This is a genomic window from Nocardioides pinisoli (genome assembly GCF_024199985.1).
GTDB lineage: Bacteria > Actinomycetota > Actinomycetes > Propionibacteriales > Nocardioidaceae > Nocardioides > Nocardioides pinisoli.
Genome location: NZ_JANARS010000001.1, coordinates 688,527 through 707,493, shown reverse-complemented (window position 1 = coordinate 707,493; position 18,967 = coordinate 688,527). Strand labels below are relative to the sequence as shown.

16 protein-coding genes are annotated in these 18,967 nt (G+C 72.0%); 9 read left to right on the top strand and 7 right to left on the bottom strand.

The genetic code is table 11. The features are described from left to right. Positions 1-81: 81 nt before the first annotated feature. From purB to NCI01_RS03330, 4 genes are read right to left on the bottom strand one after another with little or no spacing between them, the layout of a single operon-like run. Positions 82-1,500, bottom strand: a complete 1,419-nt coding sequence (gene purB, locus NCI01_RS03345; protein WP_254180048.1) for an adenylosuccinate lyase — start codon at positions 1,498-1,500, stop codon at positions 82-84. 3 nt (positions 1,501-1,503) lie between these two features. Next, on the bottom strand, positions 1,504-2,052 hold the full coding sequence (locus NCI01_RS03340) for a DUF402 domain-containing protein (RefSeq protein WP_254180047.1): 549 nt from the start codon (positions 2,050-2,052) through the stop codon (positions 1,504-1,506). After that, complete coding sequence (gene purD / locus NCI01_RS03335) at positions 2,045-3,313, bottom strand: phosphoribosylamine--glycine ligase (RefSeq protein ID WP_254180046.1); 1,269 nt, start codon at positions 3,311-3,313, stop codon at positions 2,045-2,047. The genes NCI01_RS03340 and purD overlap by 8 nt, the downstream gene beginning before the upstream one ends. Then, entirely contained in the window at positions 3,310-4,593 is a 1,284-nt protein-coding gene (locus tag NCI01_RS03330) for an adenylosuccinate synthase (protein ID WP_254180045.1), read from the bottom strand. The genes purD and NCI01_RS03330 overlap by 4 nt, the downstream gene beginning before the upstream one ends. Before the next feature lie 122 nt (positions 4,594-4,715). Here NCI01_RS03330 and NCI01_RS03325 point away from each other — a divergent pair, with 122 nt between their 5' ends. Next, positions 4,716-5,630 (top strand): diacylglycerol/lipid kinase family protein, encoded by a 915-nt coding sequence (locus NCI01_RS03325; RefSeq protein WP_254180044.1) that lies wholly within the window; start codon positions 4,716-4,718, stop codon positions 5,628-5,630. 154 nt (positions 5,631-5,784) lie between these two features. Here NCI01_RS03325 and NCI01_RS03320 read toward each other — a convergent pair whose 3' ends face one another. Continuing rightward, a complete protein-coding gene (locus NCI01_RS03320; protein ID WP_254180043.1) occupies positions 5,785-6,774 on the bottom strand; it encodes a helix-turn-helix transcriptional regulator in 990 nt (329 codons plus the stop codon). Between the two features lie 253 nt (positions 6,775-7,027). Between NCI01_RS03320 and lysS the strand changes: the two genes are divergently transcribed. The 3 genes from lysS (at position 7,028) to NCI01_RS03305 (ending at position 10,188) form a co-directional block, all read left to right on the top strand. After that, on the top strand, positions 7,028-8,755 hold the full coding sequence (lysS, locus tag NCI01_RS03315) for a lysine--tRNA ligase (protein ID WP_254180042.1): 1,728 nt from the start codon (positions 7,028-7,030) through the stop codon (positions 8,753-8,755). Positions 8,756-8,765: 10 nt separating this feature from the next. Beyond that, positions 8,766-9,389 (top strand): hypothetical protein, encoded by a 624-nt coding sequence (locus NCI01_RS03310; protein ID WP_254180041.1) that lies wholly within the window; start codon positions 8,766-8,768, stop codon positions 9,387-9,389. A 283-nt stretch (positions 9,390-9,672) separates the two neighbouring features. Further along, a complete protein-coding gene (locus tag NCI01_RS03305) occupies positions 9,673-10,188 on the top strand; it encodes a hypothetical protein (protein WP_254180040.1) in 516 nt (171 codons plus the stop codon). A 91-nt stretch (positions 10,189-10,279) separates the two neighbouring features. Here the strand turns inward: NCI01_RS03305 and NCI01_RS03300 are convergent, their stop codons facing one another. Further along, positions 10,280-10,744, bottom strand: a complete 465-nt coding sequence (locus NCI01_RS03300; protein WP_254180039.1) for an acyl-CoA thioesterase — start codon at positions 10,742-10,744, stop codon at positions 10,280-10,282. Positions 10,745-10,794: 50 nt separating this feature from the next. Between NCI01_RS03300 and NCI01_RS03295 the strand changes: the two genes are divergently transcribed. The 5 genes from NCI01_RS03295 (at position 10,795) to mctP (ending at position 17,698) form a co-directional block, all read left to right on the top strand. Beyond that, a complete protein-coding gene (locus tag NCI01_RS03295) occupies positions 10,795-11,217 on the top strand; it encodes a DUF3151 domain-containing protein (RefSeq protein WP_254180038.1) in 423 nt (140 codons plus the stop codon). Between the two features lie 45 nt (positions 11,218-11,262). After that, positions 11,263-14,286 (top strand): hypothetical protein, encoded by a 3,024-nt coding sequence (locus tag NCI01_RS03290; RefSeq protein ID WP_254180037.1) that lies wholly within the window; start codon positions 11,263-11,265, stop codon positions 14,284-14,286. Beyond that, positions 14,283-15,611, top strand: a complete 1,329-nt coding sequence (locus tag NCI01_RS22550) for an SWIM zinc finger family protein (RefSeq protein WP_254180036.1) — start codon at positions 14,283-14,285, stop codon at positions 15,609-15,611. Before NCI01_RS03290 ends, NCI01_RS22550 begins: the two co-directional genes overlap by 4 nt. Before the next feature lie 84 nt (positions 15,612-15,695). Further along, entirely contained in the window at positions 15,696-15,983 is a 288-nt protein-coding gene (locus NCI01_RS03280; RefSeq protein WP_254180035.1) for a DUF3311 domain-containing protein, read from the top strand. Continuing rightward, the gene (mctP, locus tag NCI01_RS03275) at positions 15,980-17,698 is read left to right on the top strand and encodes a monocarboxylate uptake permease MctP (protein ID WP_254180034.1); all 1,719 of its coding nucleotides are present in this window, start codon (positions 15,980-15,982) and stop codon (positions 17,696-17,698) included. Before NCI01_RS03280 ends, mctP begins: the two co-directional genes overlap by 4 nt. A 178-nt stretch (positions 17,699-17,876) precedes the next feature. Here mctP and fbaA read toward each other — a convergent pair whose 3' ends face one another. Next, positions 17,877-18,911 carry a class II fructose-bisphosphate aldolase gene (fbaA, locus tag NCI01_RS03270; protein ID WP_254180033.1) on the bottom strand — a complete coding sequence of 345 codons (1,035 nt, stop codon included), beginning with the start codon at positions 18,909-18,911 and terminating at the stop codon, positions 17,877-17,879. Between the last annotated feature and the right edge of the window lie 56 nt (positions 18,912-18,967).

Sequence of the window (18,967 nt, the reverse complement as noted above, 5' to 3'; positions counted from 1 at the left end):
CACCATGAAGGCAGTTCGCGTCCGCAGTCCGCTTCCTGAGCGTGGCTGGGCGGCTCTCGGCGCCGAACTGCCTGCGTGGTGCTAGAGGATCGCGCCGGGGACGTACGCCGCTGCGGCGGGGTGGGCGGCCGCGAGCGCCTCGACCCGGGCGACGACCGCGCGGGTCTGGGCCACCGCGGCGCCGGTGAACTCGATCGGGTCGGCGACGAGGGCGTCGATCTGCTCGCGGGTGAGCCCGAGCCGCTCGTCGGCGGCGAGCTTGGCGAAGACGTCGTTGTCGGCCTGGCCGGCGCGCATCGCCAGGGCGGTGCCCACGGCGGCCTCCTTGATCGCCTCGTGCGCGGCCTCGCGGCCCACGCCGTTGCGGACCGCCGCCATCAGCACCTTGGTCGTCGTGAGGAACGGCAGGTAGCGGTCGAGCTCCCGCTGGATGACGGCCGGGAAGGCGCCGAACTCGTCGAGCACCGTGAGGAAGGTCTGGAAGAGGCCGTCGGTGGCGAAGAACGCGTCGGGGAGCGCGACGCGGCGGACCACCGAGCAGGAGACGTCGCCCTCGTTCCACTGGTCGCCGGCGAGCTCGCTGACCATCGACAGGTGGCCGCGGACGATCACCGCGAGGCCGTTGACCCGCTCGCAGGAGCGGGTGTTCATCTTGTGCGGCATCGCCGACGAGCCGACCTGGCCCTCCTTGAAGCCCTCGGTGACGAGCTCGTGGCCGGCCATCAGCCGCACCGTCGTGGCGAGGTTGGAGGGGCCGCTCACCAGCTGCACCAGCGCGGAGACGACCTCGAAGTCGAGCGAGCGGGGGTAGACCTGGCCGACGCTGGTCAGCACCTGCTCGAAGCCGAGGTGGTGGGCGACCCGCTGCTCCAGCGACTCGAGCCGCTCGGCGTCGCCGTCGAGGAGGTCGAGCATGTCCTGGGCGGTGCCCGTCGGGCCCTTGATGCCGCGCAGCGGGTAGCGGGCGAGCAGCTCCTCGATCCGCTGGACGGCGATCAGCATCTCGTCCGCGATGGTCGCGAAGCGCTTGCCGAGGGTGGTCGCCTGGGCGGCGACGTTGTGCGAGCGGCCGGCCATGACGGTGGCCTCGTGCTCGGCGGCGAGCCGGCCGAGGCGGACCAGCGTCGCGACGGCGCGGTCGCGGACGAGCTCGAGCGAGCGGCGTACCTGCAGCTGCTCGACGTTCTCGGTCAGGTCGCGCGAGGTCATGCCCTTGTGGATGTGCTCGTGGCCGGCGAGGGCGGAGAACTCCTCGATGCGGGCCTTCACGTCGTGGCGGGTCACCCGCTCGCGCGCGGCGATGGAGTCGAGGTCCACCTTGTCGATGACCGCCTCGTAGGCCTCGACGACGCCCTCGGGCACGTCGATGCCGAGGTCGCGCTGGGCCTTCAGCACCGCGACCCACAGCTGGCGCTCGAGGACGATCTTGTGCTCGGGCGACCAGATCTCGGCGAGGTCGGCGCCGGCGTAGCGGGTGGCCAGGACGTTGGGGACGCTCACGACTCAGATCCTCCCATCCCGCGGGCTCCAGTCGTCCCACGGTGCCCACCAGCGGTCATCCCGGTCGAGCAGGTCAGCGACGCGCTCGGCCTCGGCGAGGACCGCCAGCAGCTCGCCCTGCGAGATCCGCCCGGACGCCAGCGACGGGGCGAGGTGCTGCACGTCCTTCCAGCGCCAGGCGCCGTCCGGCTCGACGACGATGTCGAGCTGCAGGTCGTTGACCTCCACGGCCCCGTCGACCCGCACGACGGGCGTCTCGAAGTTGACGTACCAGCCCACGAAGGCGCCGTCGGCGTCGAAGAACCTCCACACGGAGTACCAGTCGCCCGTCCGGCGGAGCTTGAGGACGGTCGTGCCGGTCCAGGCGTCGAGGTGGCCCCACGGGTGCGGCACCGGGTGCGGCGGGAACGACATCGGGGTGCCGTCGGCCTGGACGGTCGCGAGCACGGTCCCGTCGTCGCTCAGCACGCGCTCGTCCCACCACGCCCACTCGGCGCCGTGCAGCACCTCGCGGACCCGCACCGACGACCCCGGCGCGAAGCGGTCAGCCACGCGAGGCAGCGCCCTCGACCACGCCGAGCGGCTCGGCGGCGATGTCGCGGCGCCACTGCGCGCCCGGGAAGCTGATGGAGGAGATGCCCTCGTACGCCTTGGCGCGGGCGTCGGCGACGTCCGACCCGGTCGCCCGGACGGCGAGCACCCGGCCTCCCGCGGTCACCAGCCCCGCGTCGGTCCGGGCGGTGCCGGCGTGGATGACGTCGACGTCGTCCTCGACGGCCAGCGTCTCGGTGCCGACGATGACGTCTCCCGTGCTCGAGCCCTCGGGGTAGCCCGCGCTCGCCATCACCACCGAGACCGAGGCGCCCTCGGCGAAGCTCGGCGCCGGGACGGCCGCGAGGTCGCCGTCGGCGGCCGCGCGGAGCAGGGTGCCGAGCGGGGAGGTCAGCAGCGCGAGCACCGGCTGCACGTCGGGGTCGCCGAAGCGGCAGTTGAACTCGATGACCTTCGGGCCGCCCGCGGTCAGGGCGAGGCCGACGTAGAGGCACCCCACGAAGGGCGCGCCGCGCTGCTGCATCTCCGCCAGCGTCGGTGCGACCACGTCGGCCATCACGGTGTCGACGATGCCCTCGGGCAGCCAGGCCAGCGGGGCGTAGGACCCCATGCCGCCCGTGTTGGGGCCGCGGCCGCCGTCCAAGATGCGCTTGAAGTCCTGCGCCGGCAGCAGGGGGCGGCCGACGGTGCCGTCGCAGACGACGAAAAGGGAGAACTCCGGCCCGTCGAGGAACTCCTCGACCACGACCCGTCCGCACCCGGCCGCGTGGGCGAGCGCCTCGTCGCGGTCGGTGGTCACGACGACGCCCTTGCCGGCAGCCAGGGCGTCGTCCTTGACGACGTAGGGCGCGCCGAACGCGTCGAGCGCCGCGGCGACCTCCTCGGGCGTCGCGCACGTGCGCGACCCGGCGGTCGGCACGCCGGCGGCGGCCATGACCTCCTTGGAGAAGGCCTTGGACCCCTCGAGCCGCGCCGCGTCACGGGAGGGACCGAAGACCGCGATCCCGGCGTCGCGCACGGCGTCGGCGACGCCCGCCACCAGCGGCGCCTCGGGCCCGACGACGACCAGGTCGGCGCCGATCGACGTCGCAAGGGCCGCGAGGCCCGGCCCGTCCATCGGGTCGACGGCGTGCAGGGTGGCGACCTCGCCGATGCCGGGGTTGCCGGGCGCGGCGTGGACCTCGGTCACGGCCGGGTCGGCGGCGAGCGCCAGGGCGAGCGCGTGCTCGCGACCGCCGGTGCCGACGACGAGGGTCCTCACTCGTGCACCACCAGGGTCTGCTCACGGCCCGGCCCGACGCCGACGCCCCAGATCTTCGCGCCCGACATCTCCTCGAGCGCCTGGACGTAGGCCTGGGCGTTCTTGGGGAGATCCTCGAAGGAGCGGCAGCCGGAGATGTCGCTCTTCCAGCCGTCGAAGAACTCGTAGACCGGCGTGGCGTGGTGGAACTCGGTCTGCGTCATCGGCATCTCGTCGACCCGCTTGCCGTCGATCTCGTAGGCGACGCAGACGGGGATCCGATCCCACGCGCCGAGGATGTCGAGCTTGGTGAGGAAGAACTCGGTGAGACCGTTGACGCGACTGGCGTAGCGCGCGACGACCGCGTCGTACCACCCGCAGCGACGCGTGCGACCGGTGGAGACGCCGATCTCCCCGCCGAGGGTCCGCAGCTGGACGCCGTCCTCGTCGAAGAGCTCGGTCGGGAACGGACCGGAGCCGACACGGGTGGTGTAGGCCTTGATGACGCCGATGACCCGGTCGATGCGCGTGGGTCCGACGCCGGCACCGACGCACACGCCGCCGGCCACCGGGTTGGACGACGTGACGAACGGGTAGGTGCCGTGGTCGACGTCGAGCATCGTGGCCTGGGCGCCCTCGAAGAGGACCGTCTGACCGGCATCGAGCGCCTGGTTGAGCAGCAGCGAGGTGTCGCACACCATCGGCCGGAGCCGCTCGGCGTAGGACAGCAGCTCCTCGACCACCGCGTCGACCTCGATGGCGCGGCGGTTGTAGACCTTGGTCAGCAGGTGGTTGCGCACGTCGAGCGCGGCGTCGATCTTCTCGCGCAGGATCTTCTCGTCGAAGAGGTCCGCGATGCGTACGCCGACGCGGTTGATCTTGTCGGCGTAGGCGGGGCCGATGCCGCGACCGGTGGTGCCGATCTGGTTCTTGCCGAGGAAGCGCTCGGTGACCTTGTCGATCGTGGCGTGGTAGCTCGCGATCACGTGGGCGTTGGCGCTCACCTTGAGGTCGGCGACCTCCACCCCGCGGGCGAGCAGTCCGTCGAGCTCGCGGAACAGCGCCTCCGGGGAGACCACCACGCCGTTGGCGATGACCGAGGTGGCACCGGGCGTCAGGATGCCGCTGGGCAGCAGGTGGGTGGCGTACTTCTCGCCGTTGACGACGATGGTGTGGCCGGCGTTGTGGCCGCCGCTGGTGCGGACCACGAAGTCGATCGAGTCCGTGGTGGCCAGCAGGTCGGTGGCCTTCCCCTTGCCCTCGTCGCCCCACTGGGCGCCGAGCACGACGATCGCGGGCATCTCAGCCCTCCTCTGTCTTCTACGGCAGAAATGAACGTGCGGAAATGCGAAGGGCCCCGGCACAAGGCACCGGGGCTCTTGCGACGCCACGCTACCGCACAGCCGTCGGCTAGGGTCCGGACGTGCGCTCCCTGCTGGTCATCACCAACGCCGAAGCCGGCACCTCCGACGAGGAGCGCCTGGCCGAGGCGCTCGCCGTGCTGCGGCAGGAGGCCTCGGTCGAGGTCGCCAAGACGTCCAACCCCGGCGAGCTCGACGGCGTGCTCCACCGCGCCGGCGGTCGTACGGTCGTGGTGGCCGGCGGCGACGGCAGCCTGCACGCGGTCGTGACCGCGCTGCACAAGCGCCGCGAGCTCGACCAGACGATCCTCGCGCTCCTCCCCATGGGCACCGGCAACGACTTCGCCCGCGGCAACGACATCCCCCTCGACGTCGAGGAGGCGGCGCGGCTCGTGCTCTCCGGCGAGGCCCGCGAGGTCGACCTCATCGTCGACGAGACCGGCAACGTCGTCGTCAACAACGTGCACGTCGGTGTCGGGGCACAGGCCAGCCGCAAGGGCGCGAAGTGGAAGACGCGGCTCGGCGCGGTCGGGGTCGGCAAGGTCAACCTCGGCAAGCTCGGCTATCCCATCGGCGCCGTGCTGTCCGCCTTCCACCCGCCGAGCTGGCGGCTGCGCGTCGAGCTCGACGGCACGGTCGTCAACGACGTGGACCGTCCGGTCCTGATGGTCGCGATCGGCAACGGCGGCAACGTCGGCGGCGGCACCGAGCTCAACCCTGACGCCGACACTGAGGACGGGCTGCTCGACGTGATGATCAGCCGCGCCGTGAAGCCGGCCGCCAAGCTCGGCTACGTCGCGGGGCTGCGCAAGGGCGAGCACGACCAGCGCGACGACGTGGTCACCCTGCGCGGCACGTCGGTCAAGGTGAGCGGCGACGAGTTCTGGCTGTCCGCCGACGGCGAGATCTCCGGCCCCGAGCGCAGCCGCAGCTGGCGCCTCGAGCGGGCGGCGTACACGATGATCCTCCCGCGCTGAGCCTGCCCCGCTCCGGCCGCTGCGTCATACGAAACCGACCGCATGGCCACCCCCTCGTATGACGCTCGCCGTCTCCGCGGCCGCTGCGTCATACGAAACCGACCGCATGGCCACCCCCTCGTATGACGTTCGCCCCTGCTCGGGCCCGACCCGGTCAGAGCCAGCCGCGCCGGACCGCCTCGACCCCGGCCTGGAAGCGGGTGTCGACGCCGAGCTCGGTCATCAGGGCGGCGATGCGTCGCCGGACGGTGCGCAGGCCGATGCCCAGCGTGCGCGCGATGACCTCGTCGGTCGCCCCGGCCATCAGCTGCTCGAGCAGGAACTGCCGGCCGTCGGGGCCCATCCGCCCGGCTTCGAGCTCGGGCATGGGCGCGGCGCGGTCCCACAGCGACTCGAACCACATGGTCAGCGCCGCGACGATGGAGCGCTGGCGCACGTGCACCCGCGGCTCGTCGGTGAAGCCGATCGGCTCGGGCAGCACGGCGTGGGAGTCACCGAAGATGAACATGCGGGTGCGCACCTCGGAGATGATCCGCACCTGCTCGCCCAGCCCGGCACGCACGCGCAGGGCGTCCGGTGCCTCGGTGAGCGCCCGCGCGGGATAGATCGCGCGGGACCGACGGCCGGTGGCCATCGCCTCGGCGAGCAGCTCGCTCACCTTCGACTCGCGCGGCATCGCCCAGGCGTCCGGGCGCAGCCACAGCATGTCGCCGCGACTGGTGCGCAGCATCAGCTGGAGGAGCTCAAGCGGGTCGCCCCCGGAGCTCAGCTCGCCGTCCAGCGGATGCACCTCGGTGACGTGGCTCGGGTCGGGCCGGGTCGTCGAGGCCACGAGGTGCGGCACCGCGCTCGACAGCTCGGCCAGCGTGGTCGCCGACGCGGCCGCCGACCGCGCCTCACGCAGCACGAGCGCGGCGACCGCCTCGGCCAGCGGCGGGACGACGACCCGGTCCTCGGTGACGACGACCAGCCCCCGCTCGAGGAGCGGGGCCATGTCGCGCATCAGCCGCTCGGGCCGCTCCTGGACCAGCTGTGCGACGCCCACGAGGGTGTGCCCGGAGACGGGCGCGAGCCGGAAGTAGAGCTGCTCGGTCCGACGGTCGAGCCCGAGGGCCGTGAGGACGGAGGACGGGTCGCCGGGCATGGTGGCAGTTTACTGCCACCGGCACTCTGGATCCGCGTGGCACGGAGCGGCCAGTCGATACTGTCCACGCCAGCTGCCGCGGGGGTGTGCGGCTGGCCCCGCTCCTCGGAGCAGGCGTCGGAGCCGCCACGGGGGTCGGCTCCGGCGCCGAACGGCGCCGTCCAGCTGCGCCATTCGTAGCGCCGTTCGTAGGGCCGTCGCGGTCGTGACGCCCGTCGTCGGCGTCGTCCCGGCCACCGATAGCCTTGCCCGCATGGCACGAGGTGGACGGCAGCGGCAGGGCGATCCGGTCGACTGGGTGACGCGAGCGGCGGACGACGCCGTACGCCACGCCGGCGAGGGCAACCTCGTGACCGTCGCGTCCGGCGCCTCCCCCAGCGGGCCGATCCACCTCGGCAACCTGCGCGAGTTCATCACGCCCCACTTCGTGGCCGAGGAGCTGCGCCGCCGCGGCGTGCCGGTGCGCCACCTCCACTCGTGGGACGACTTCGACCGCTTCCGCAAGGTGCCGGCCGGCGTGCCGGCCGAGTGGGCCGACCACATCGGACGCCCGCTGTCCGCGGTGCCCGACCCGTGGGAGTGCCACCCCAGCTGGGCGGAGCACTTCAAGGCACCCCTCCAGGAGGCGCTGCGCGAGCTCGGCGTCGAGATGGAGGAGATCTCGCAGACGCAGATGTACACCGCCGGCGCCTACCGCGAGCAGGTCCTCGAGGCCGTCTCGCGCCGCGACGAGATCGAGGCGGTGCTCGCCAAGCACCGCACCAAGAAGGTGGCGCCCGCCGCGGACGCCTCCGAGCAGGAGGCCGCCGACCTGGCGGACTCGGTCGCCAACGAGGACGACGAGGAGGGCGACCCGACCGCGGCGTCGGCCTCCGACGCGATCGCCCGCTTCCCCTACCGCCCCTACTGCCGCCAGTGCGGTCGCGACACCGTCACCACGACGGCCTACGACGACTCCACCACGACGCTGTCCTACACCTGCTCCTCGTGCGGCTTCGTCGGCACGACCGACCTGTCCACCGACACCGACGGCAAGCTGGTGTGGAAGGTCGACTGGCCGATGCGCTGGGCCTTCGAGAAGGTCAACTTCGAGCCCGCCGGCCGCGACCACATGACGCCCGGATCGTCCTACACGGTCGGCACCGAGATCGTGTCGTCGATCTTCGACTGGCGCGCCCCGGCCCGGGTGATCTACGCGTTCGTCGGCTTCGCCGGCGTGCAGAAGATGTCGTCGTCGGCAGGCGGCGTACCCACCGCGTCCGACGCGCTGCGGATCCTCGAGTCGCCGATGCTGCGCTGGCTCTACGTGCGCCGGGCGCCGACGCAGGCCTTCGACATCGACTTCGGCGCGTCCGTCGTGCGGCTCTACGACGAGTGGGACGCCCTGGGCCGCAAGGCCGCCGACCCCGCCAAGGCCGACGTCGCCACCCTGGCCTGGCACCGCGCCGCCGAGACGGCGGCCACCGGCCGGCTGCCCATGCCCGCCGTGGCGGTGCCGTTCCGCACCCTGTCGTCGGTCGCCGACGTGACCGCCGGCTCGGCCGAGCTGATCTCCCGGATCGTGGAGTCCTCGGGCTTCCCGCACGACTCGGTCGCCGACCTCGAGCCGCGACTGTCCAAGGCGATGCAGTGGACCGTCGAGCACGTGCCTGCCGACGAGCGCACCACCGTCCGCGAGACGCCGGACACGGAGAGGCTGTCCTCGCTCACCGAGGACGAGGAGGTGTGGCTGCGGATCTTCCTCGACCGCCTCCCCGACGACGGCGACCTCGACGCCGTCACGTCGGTGGTCTACGGCACGCCCAAGGTCGCCCGCGGCCTCGGCTTCGACGACGCCCCGACCGACCAGGTCAAGGCCGACCAGAAGGACTTCTTCCGGCTCCTCTACAACCTGCTCGTGGACGCCGACCGCGGCCCGCGCCTGCCCACGCTGGTGCTGGCGCTCGGCCCCGCGAAGGTGCGCACGCTCCTCGGCGCCTGAGCCAACGACCGTGCACATCGGCGCGGTGGACTTTCGGGAAAGTCAGGACAACCCTGACGGCGCAGTGGTGTGGTTCTCCGTACCAACCCATACGGAGGAAGACATGCTTCGAAGCTCTCTCGGCACGGTTCGCCGTGGCATCCCGACCATCGCCATCGCGGGCGCACTGGTCGTCGCGTCCGCGACCAGCGGCGCCACCGCTGCGCTCGTCATCACGGGCAAGCAGATCAAGGACAACACGGTCACCACGAAGGACATCAAGAACGGGACCCTGACGACCAAGGACCTCAAGTCGTCGACCGTGACCGCGCTCAAGGGGGCAGCCGGTCCGGCTGGTCCTGCTGGACCTGCCGGGGCGGCAGGGCCTGCAGGTGCAGCAGGGGCGGCCGGGATCTCGGGCTACCAGATCGTCACTGCATCTGCCGTCATTGCCGCGAACGATGCCGGCGCGGTGCGGGGCACGTGCCCGGCTGGCAAGAAGGTCCTCAGCGCTGCAGGCGAGCTTACCGGCGCGTACACCGGCACGGCCGTCGACCTCGACCTGAGCGCGACGTACGCAACGGCCTATGCCGAGAACTACTTCGACACCGCCGACACGTTGACCATCGACGTCGTCTGCGCCGTCGTCAACTGACGCAGCCCGAGCAACGTAGGCGGTTCGGCCCGGCTTCGACGCCCTCGAGCGTGAGCACCGTCCCCACGCCCACGAACTGCCTACGTTGCACGCTGCGAGCAGCGTCCGACGTCAGCGGCGGAGGCCGCGGTGCTCCCGGCTGACGTCGATGCACGACCACACGGCGGCAGCCCCTGCCGCCTGGGATCTCCCGACTATTCGGGAAATCTCTTTACTTTCGCTCGCCCTCCACGCAGGGGTGGTGCCATGCAGCAAAGGCTCCTATCCCCCTCGGAGGAAGAACATGTTCGACAACTCACTCGGCTCCGTCCGCCGCGGCCTCCCGACCCTCGCCATCGCCGGCGTCCTGGTCGCCGTCTCGGCCACCAGCGGCGCGACCGCTGCCTTCGTCATCACCGGCAACGACATCAAGAACGGCACCATCACCAGCAAGGACATCAAGAACGAGACCCTCAAGTCCAAGGACGTCAAGGACGGCACCTTGAGGACCAAGGACCTCAAAGCGTCGACCGTCGACGACCTCAAGGGAGCGACGGGACCGGCCGGCGCACCAGGCGTCTCCGGCTACCAGCTCATCAACGCGTCGGTGCCCATTGCCGCCGACGCCGGTGCGACCGTCGAGGCAACCTGCCCGGCCGGCAAGAAGGTGCTCAGCGCTGCGGCACACATGACCGCCTCGTTCGACGGCACTGCCGTCGACATCGATGCCGGCACCACCAAGGCGACGGCCAAGGCGTGGAACTACGAGACGACCGCCGACACGTTGAGCCTCGACCTCATCTGCGCCAACGTCAGCTGAGCCCGTCGTACGCCGACAGGCCGCCCGCCCGTCCCCGGCACCGCCAGCCGGGGCCCCGCGGCGGGCGCCTGTCGACGTACGACGGCGAGGCTCAGCGGCGGAAGCCGACGGGGTCCCCGAGGTAGTGCCCGAGGTCGGCGCGCACGGTGTCGCTGATGGTCCACGCGGACTGGGCGCGGTGGTCCCAGAGCACGTTGACGCACTCCCACACCGCGGCCGGTCCCCCGCCCACCTCGACGCGCAGCTCGGCGGCGACGGTGAACGAGGAGCGACCGATCCGCGACACCCACAGCGAGGCGAGGAACGGCTGGTAGGGCACGAACCGCATCTCCGCGTGGTACTCGATCGTCTGCGAGGCGACGAGCTCGGACACGCCCGGGTCGGTGCCGTGGAGCAGGCCGCTCGCCCCGTCGGGCAGCCCCGGCAGGCGCGCGAACCGCAGGAACTCGTAGCGCGCCTCGTCGAGCACCCGGACCGCCTCGACGTTGTCCACGTGGCCGGCGAGGTTGATGTCGCGGTAGCGCGCCTGGATCTCGGTCGTGAACGTCTGGCCCATGGGGAGGAGTGTGTCGGACCCGTTGTCCGGGGTGGTCCTAGGGTTGGCCCATGACCTCCGGTTCCTTCGGCGGCGACCTGATGGCCGGTCCCCCGCCCACCCACCTGCCCGCCGACCCCGCCGACACCGAGCTCGCCGGGGGCGACTCCCCCGCCGCCGTCGTACGACGTCACCCGGACTCCCCCGCCGCCTGGGCGGCCATGGCGCGGCAGGCCCAAGAGGCAGGCGCCGACGACGTGACCGTCTACGCCTACGCCCGCGTCGGCTACCACCGCTCCCTCGACCGGCTGCGCCGCAACGGCTGGAAGGGGCACGGCCCGGTGCCGTGGGAGCACGAGCCCAACCGCGGCTTCCTGCGCTCGCTCGCCCTGCTCGCGCTCGCAGCCCGGGCGATCGGCGAGACCGACGAGTGGGAGCGCTGCTCGACCTTCCTGCGCGACTCCAGCCCGGCCGCGGCGGACGAGCTGCTCTGACCGATTCCCGCCCGGACGTCGGAGCCACCACCTAGGCTTCCCGGCGTGACGGGGGAATCGCACGACGTCGGCGCGCGCCTGCGCTCGCTGGTCATCCAGGGCGACCTCGCGGCCCTGCGTGCCCACCTCGCCAGCCTGGACGGCGCCGATCTCGCGGCCGCCCGACGCTGGGTGGCGGGCACGCACGACATCGACGGACACCCGGAGCCGGCTGAGCTGGGCAACCCGAGGGACCAGGACCACTACACGCGTGTCCAATGGATGCGCCTGGCCCGGCTCACCACGTGGGGCATGCTCGGCGCGCCCGTTGCGGCAGCGAAGGTCCTTGCGGCCGAGGGGACCTTCTTCACCGAGGACCACATCCGCGAGCTGGTCCCTGCGTTCGTCGCCCGCGATCGCGAGTGGGCGCAGGCGTTCGCGAGCGCGGCGGACGCCGTGACGCCCTCCGCCCGCGGGGCCGAGAAGGCAGTACTCCTGCTCCGGGCCGTGGTGGTGACGCACCGCCTGCCCGTGCCGACCGGCCGCCTCTTCCACGGGGCCTGGATCAGGAGGCTGGCGAGCCAGGCCGATCCGCCGACGTGGGCGAAGGACCGCACGCCGTCCCTCGAACCCCTCCTCGCGGATCCGCTGCTCCCGGACGTCGTCTACCTCCAGCTCGCGTCGGGGGAGGTCGGCGCCTGGACCGGTTTCGGCACCGTCCTGCCCACCCTGGTGGACAAAGGGCTCATCGACCGGGACCGCACCCTGGCGGTCGCGCTCGATCAGCTCACTGCTGGGCAGAAGCCGTCCTCCCAGAAGGCGCTGGTCGGAGTCCTCACCACGCTGGAGCTGCGCTCGCACGAGGTCCCCGGCGGCCTGGACTTCCTGTTGAGCGTGCTGTCGAGCTGCCACGCGTCGGCGGTGGGCGTGGTCCTCGGACTCGCGACCGAGCTGGTGGCGTCCGATGCCGACGCGGTCGAGGTGGCGCGCGTGATGGCGCCGCGGTCCGAGAGGGCGCCGCGACGTACGCTCCTCGCCGCCCTGTCGCCGACGGGCCTCGGCCGACGGGTCTCGCCCGAGGCACTGCTCGAGGCGATCAACGTGCTGGCCGCCGGCGACGAGGACCTCGCCGACGGTGCGAGGTACGACAAGGCACGTGCTGCGCTCGGCGTCGTACCGAACCCGAACCCGAACCCGGAGCCGGTGGACGCCGCGCCCGCGCCCCTCGGCCTCTGGAACCTGACACCCCCACGCCTCGAGGAGCGCCAACCTGTCCATCCGGAGCTCCCCCTCCGCGACATCGTCAAGCAGCACATGCGCGCCAAGGACAAGAGCTGGCAGCAGGCGCCGGCGGCCGAGATGGTGCTGGACGCACTCTCCCGGGGCGACCTCACCACCGCGGAGCTCGTCGGCGTCGCCCACGAGCTCGTCGCGGAGGGGCGCCTGAGCCCGGTGCGCAGTGCCGCCCTCTTCGAGGAGCTGTTCCTCGGAGGGGCGATGCGACTGGTGTGGCCTGCCGCCCTCGCGACCGCGGGCCTCGCCGCCGCCGGCCGCCCCCGCCCCGGGCTCGACCGCCTGCTGGCGATGCTGTCGTCGTACGCCGCGGAGCCGCCGCATCGGGTCCGACTCCCCTCGCGGCTGGTGGAGATCGCGAGCGGCAGCACGAAGGCCGCACTGGAGGCCGCCCGGCTCGTGCGCCTCGTCGAGGCCCCGACCGACGAGGCCGAACCGGTCGAGGTCGACCTGGCACTGTGGGACGAGACCACCGAGCGTCCACCGCAGGGTCTCGCCTTCCCGCCGAAACGAGACCTGGCCACGGTGGGCGGACGGTTGACGGCCGGCGCGGGGCACTCGTACCAGCCGGACACGCGCAGTCGGGTCCGGCGCTGCCTCGTGCTCGAGGAGATCGTCGACCTCCTCCCCGAGCACGGTGTCGACGTGGTGCGGGCACGCTTGGTCGAGGACGTGGCGCTCCCCTCCTGGCCGGTGGCGGAGGCGGTGGCGCTGTGGGCGTCGGGCGAGCTGGACCACGCGACCTACTGGCGCATGGTCGAGGACGTCGAGACGGTGTCCGGCAAGTCCCACGAGTGGCGGGTCCACCACGACGCCTACCACCGGTGGTCGGCCCGTGACGGATTCCGGCTGGACCCCCCGGTGATGCCCGCGTGGTGGAGCGACGACGACAAGTTCCTCGAGTTCCTGCACGCCTGTGAGGTGCTGCTCCTCGCCGAGGGGGGCGTCGTGCAGGTGCTCAGCACCCCCGACCGTGTCGACGGGACGCTCGGCCTCGACACACTGATCGACCGGCTCGCCAAGGCGCGGACGGTCGGTCCGGTCGACCTCCGGCTCGCGCTCGCCCGACTGCGGCCCACCTCTCCCGGGCGCGCAGCGCGGGTGCCCCCGTCCGTGCACACCGACCCTGCACTCACGGCGGCCTCCGGCGACCAGGAGCTGGACGCGGCCGAGATCGTACGGGCGTGGGTGGGAGCCGGCGGTCTGCGCTGCCAGCCCGGTCCCGACGCGTACGGTCTCCGCACCTTCCGCATCGAGTCGCCGTGGTCGTGGGACTCGCTCCCCGCCCTGTCCCGGCGTCCCGTTCCGGACCTGCCGCACTACCGGCACAACGACATCTGGCGCCTGCCCGGCCGTCCCGACGTCTGGCTCAGGAACGGCCTGCGCGTGACCTCCTCGCGCGAGACCTTGGCAGAGGTCGGGGGCGCCCTCGGCGTCCCCGGCTGGCGCACGGTGCTCGCCACCCTTGCCACCGCGCCCCCCGACTACACGGCGGTCGACTTCGCCGCTCTGGTCCGCCTCCAACGCCAAGGGCGGCTCGACCCGGTGGTGGCCGCAGCGACCGCTACCGCGGAGTGGGACGCGGGCTCGAGCGTCATCGGTGACGGAGTGGGCTGGGAGCACGCGTTCCTCCGCGGCGCACTGCGGGGCCTCTGGCCCGTCGCCGTCGCCGTGGTCGAGGCTGGGCTGGCGCGCGATGAGCGACCGGCGGAGTGCGACGCGCTGCATGCCGTGATGCGGCGCTACGCCCGCCATGTCCCGCCCGGGGCCGTTCCCACCTGGCTGGCGGAGCCGTGAGCGGCTACGGCGCCGCGTCCGCTCTCGCCAACGGTCCGGCCGGGCGACGGCTGGGCCTCGAGACCGCGACCGCGCTGACCCCTGCTGGCCTGGTCGAGCGGCCCCGCTTCTTCTCCGGCTTCCCCGCGCGCCCAGAGGTGCTGACAGCCGGCCTGCTGGCGGTCGCCGACGTCGCAGCGACGACGTACGCCGACTTCGGGCAGGCTCAGCGGATCGCCAACCTGGACCCCGTCGTGACGGCCAGCGGCGACCGGATGCGGTTCGAGTCCTTCTCCGGCTGCAACTCGGTCCACGCCCGGCTCGACCTGCTGCCCGAGGGCATCGACGAGGGCGAGGTCGGCTTCGGCACCACCAACATCGACATCAACCAGCCGCTCCGCACCGCGCTCGCGCGGATGGGCAGCACCACACTCCTGCACCTCACCGTCGGACCGGACGAGGTGCGAGCCAGCACCCCGGACGACCAGCACGTCGAGCGCAAGGTCGCCCTGCCCGACCGGTGGGTGCGCGGGCTGGCCGAGGTGCCCTACGTCAGTGCCGCCATGACCGTCCGCGCAGAGCTGGCGTCGGGCGCGATCGGCCGATTCGCGCGCGAGCTGCCTCGGGCCGGGTCGCCGGGGCCGACCGTGCACATGGTCCCGACAACGGGCGGGGCACGCCTGCTCCCTCGGGCGGTGCCCGGAAGCATCGAGGTCCCGGGCACCACGCGCCTGCGTGGGATGGACCGGATCCTGCGGTTCGCCACCGGGTTGACCCTGCACGCCGACGCGCACGGCGCGACGGCGTGGGTCTTCCAGCTGCCGGGGGCGCGGCTCACGCTGGTGCTCACCGCCCACCCCTACCGCGGGTTCTCCGGCGAGGGCGGACTGCTGCTCCGCCTCGTCGACCGGGACAGCGAGACCCACGGCCGCGCGCTGCTCCCCCACCTCGGCTGGGACCCGGTGGTCGACCAGGACCGCCTGGCGGCGGCAGCCGGGCTGCCGACCGACGCGGTGGCGAGCGGGCTGGCCTGGCTGGCCGCCTCGGGGCGACTCGGGCACGACCTCACCGAGGCCGCGTGGTTCCACCGCGAGCTGCCGGTGGACGCCGAGCAGGTGGTCCGGCGCAACCCCCGCCTGCGGAACGCGCAGCAGCTCGCCGCCGCCGACGGCGTACGACCTGCCGGACCGGGCGAGTGGCGGGTCCGCGGGACCGGCACGGAGCACACCGTACGCAGTGCCCCGGGCTCGGACCTCGTCTGCACGTGCCCGTGGGCCGAGGCTCACGCGGCCGGACGCGGACCGTGCAAGCACGTCCTCGCCGTCGTCATCGCAGGCGCTCCCTGACCGCTCGTCGCCCCAGACCGACCGCTGGCCGCGCCACCCCCACGGAGGGGTGACGGTGGTCACTGCGCGAGTAAGGTCTCGCGCGTGAATTCCGGGAACACACCACCCCAGTCGCGCCCTGAAGACCCGGGCGTCCCCCCGACCGACAAGGGCAAGATGGCGCTCGCCGCGGTCCTGCTCGTGATCCCCATCATCGCGCTCATGTGGGTGCCGTCCTACACCTCGGACGCCCCTGAGCTGTGGGGCTTCCCGTTCTTCTTCTGGTACCAGTTCCTCTGGGTCTTCATCTGCTCCGCCCTGACCTGGACGGCCTACAAGCTGACCCTCTCGGCACGCGGCCTGTCGTCGCACAAGGTCGGTGACGACCGATGACGCCGCACGTCACCCTCATGGCGTCCGACACGAGCGGGATCAACGGCGTCGCGCTCGCGGTGCTGATCGTCCTGTTCCTGCTCGTGACCGTGGCCGGCTTCATGGCCAGCCGCTTCAAGCGCGCCGAGTCGCTGGAGTCCCTCGACGAGTGGGGCCTCGGCGGTCGCAAGTTCGGCACGTGGATCACCTGGTTCCTGCTCGGCGGCGACCTCTACACGGCCTACACCTTCGTCGCGGTGCCCGCGGCGATGTTCGCGACCGGTGCCGTGGCCGGCTTCTTCGCGGTGCCCTACACGATCGTGCTCTACCCGATCATCTTCATCTTCATGGCGCGGCTCTGGTCGGTCAGCCACCGGCACGGCTACGTCACGACGGCCGACTTCGTCCGCGGCAGGTACGACGACCGCGGGCTGTCCCTGGCCGTCGCGGTCACCGGGTTCGTGGCGACGATGCCCTACATCGCGCTGCAGCTCGTCGGCATCCAGGCGGTGCTCGAGGTCGCCGGGCTCGGCGGCGGCGACAACATCATCGCCAAGGACGCGCCCCTCTTCATCGCCTTCGCGCTGCTCGCCGCCTACACCTACTCCAGCGGCCTCCGCGCACCGGCGGTCATCGCGTTCGTGAAGGACATCCTCATCTACCTCGTCATCATCGTGGCGATCGTCTACCTGCCCGGGCAGGTCGGCGGATGGGACGCGATCTTCGGCGCGGCCGAGGAGAAGATGGCGACCACCAACGAGGCGACCGGCGCCCCCACCGGCTCGTTCATCCCCGGCGCCGGGCAGGGCTGGGCGTACGCCACGCTGGCGCTCGGCTCCGCGCTGGCGCTGTTCATGTACCCCCACTCGATCACCGCGTCGCTGTCGTCGAGCTCGCGCAACACGATCCGGCGCAACGCCGCGATCCTGCCGGCGTACTCCTTCGTGCTCGGCCTGCTCGCCCTGCTCGGCTGGGTCGCGATCGCTGCCGGCACGCAGCCGATCGGCCTCGACGGCGAGCCCAACGCGCAGCTGGTCATCCCGCAGCTGTTCGAGGACATGTTCCCGGCCTGGTTCGCCGGCGTGGCGTTCGCCGCGATCGCGATCGGCGCGCTGGTGCCGGCCGCGATCATGTCGATCGCCGCGGCCAACACCTTCAGCCGCAACATCTACAAGGAGTGGCTCAAGAAGGACGCCACCCCGGCGCAGGAGGCGAAGGTCTCCAAGCTGATGTCGCTGCTGGTGAAGGCCTTCGCGCTGATCTTCGTGCTCACGCTCGACAAGCAGAACGCGATCAACTTCCAGCTCCTGGGCGGCATCTGGATGCTGCAGACGTTCCCGGTGATCGTGTTCAGCCTCTTCACCCGCTGGTTCCACCGCTACGGCCTGCTCGTCGGCTGGGCGGTCGGCATGGTCTACGGCACCGTCGGGGCCTACAACGTCAAGAACCCCGTCACCGGCAAGGCGTTCGGCGGATCGCTCGACAACATCCCCGGCATCGGCGAGCTCGGCTACATCGCGCTCACCGCGTTCGTCATCAACGTCGTGGTCGCCACCGCGCTGACGGTGGCGTTCCGGGCGGCCAACGTGTCCAACGGTCGCGACGAGACGATCCCGTTCGACTACTTCGCCGACGCCGACGACCCGCGCGTGCAGAAGGACCTCACCGAGCACGCGCACCACGGAGACGCGTACGGCGACCCGGACGACATCCCGGGCAACGCGCCGGCGCGCTAGCGACGTACGCCTGGCTCAAACGCCGCACGAGCGGTGCGTGAGGGGGACTTCCCTCGACGGGAATCCTCCTCACGCACCGCTCGTGGCGTGTCGGACGTACGACGCACGGCGGGCGGTGCCAGGGGCCTTCCGGCCGCCCGGAATGCCCTTGGCGCACCGCTCACGTGCGCAGAGAGGGTCAGTTGCCGAGGGACGTCCCTGCGGAGCGCAGGTTCTGGCAGGCCTCGACGATGCGCTCGGCCATGCCGGCCTCGGCGGCCTTGCCCCAGGCGCGGGGGTCGTACTGCTTCTTGTTGCCGACCTCGCCGTCGACCTTCAGCACGCCGTCGTAGTGGGCGAACATGTGGGCCGCGACGGGACGGGTGAAGGCGTACTGGGTGTCGGTGTCGACGTTCATCTTCACCACGCCGAAGTCGACGGCGTCGCTGATCTCCTGCGCGGTCGAGCCGGAGCCGCCGTGGAAGACCAGGTCGAAGGGGCGGGCGTCGGAGCCGAGGCCGAGCTCGGACGCGGCGGCCTCCTGCGCGGACTTGAGGATCTCCGGGCGCAGCTTGACGTTGCCCGGCTTGTAGACGCCGTGCACGTTGCCGAAGGTCAGGGCGGTCATGTAGCGACCGCGCTCACCGGCGCCGAGCGCCTTGATCGTGGCGATGGCGTCCTCGGGCGTGGTGTAGAGCTGGTCGTTGATCTCGTTGGCGACGCCGTCCTCCTCGCCGCCGACGACGCCGACCTCGATCTCGAGGATGATGTTGGCCGCCGCGCACTTGGCGAGCAGCTCCTCGGCGATCTGGAGGTTCTCCTCCAGCGGCACGGCCGAGCCGTCCCACATGTGCGACTGGAAGAGCGGCGCCTCGCCGCGGGCCACACGCTCGGCGGAGATGTCGAGCAGCGGGCGGACGAACCCGTCGAGCTTGTCCTTGGGGCAGTGGTCGGTGTGCAGCGCGATGTTGACCGGGTAGTTCTTGGCCACCTCGGCGGCGTAGGCCGCGAACGCGACGGAGCCGGTCACCATGTCCTTCACCGACGGGCCGGACAGGTACTCAGCACCGCCGGTGGAGACCTGGATGATGCCGTCGGAGCCGGCGTCGGCGAACCCCTTGAGCGCGGCGTTGAGGGTCTGCGAGGACGACACGTTGATGGCCGGGTAGGCGAAGGACTTCTCCTTCGCGGCGTCCAGCATCTGGGCGTACACCTCGGGGGTGGCGATGGGCATCTGGGATCTCCTCTGAAGCGGTCAGGCAGGCGCTTCCACCCTAGTGGCTACCCGCG

Bases quoted from the DNA above. Each gene is read 5' to 3' on its own strand.
- NCI01_RS03330 (WP_254180045.1), bottom strand. From the start codon at position 4,593: ATGCCCGCGATCGTCGTGCTCGGCGCCCAGTGGGGCGACGAGGGCAAG.
- NCI01_RS03320 (WP_254180043.1), bottom strand. From the start codon at position 6,774: ATGCCCGGCGACCCGTCCTCCGTCCTCACGGCCCTCGGGCTCGACCGT.
- lysS (WP_254180042.1), top strand. From the start codon at position 7,028: ATGGCACGAGGTGGACGGCAGCGGCAGGGCGATCCGGTCGACTGGGTG.
- NCI01_RS03305 (WP_254180040.1), top strand. From the start codon at position 9,673: ATGTTCGACAACTCACTCGGCTCCGTCCGCCGCGGCCTCCCGACCCTC.
- NCI01_RS03300 (WP_254180039.1), bottom strand. From the start codon at position 10,744: ATGGGCCAGACGTTCACGACCGAGATCCAGGCGCGCTACCGCGACATC.
- NCI01_RS03295 (WP_254180038.1), top strand. From the start codon at position 10,795: ATGACCTCCGGTTCCTTCGGCGGCGACCTGATGGCCGGTCCCCCGCCC.
- mctP (WP_254180034.1), top strand. From the start codon at position 15,980: ATGACGCCGCACGTCACCCTCATGGCGTCCGACACGAGCGGGATCAAC.
- fbaA (WP_254180033.1), bottom strand. From the start codon at position 18,911: ATGCCCATCGCCACCCCCGAGGTGTACGCCCAGATGCTGGACGCCGCG.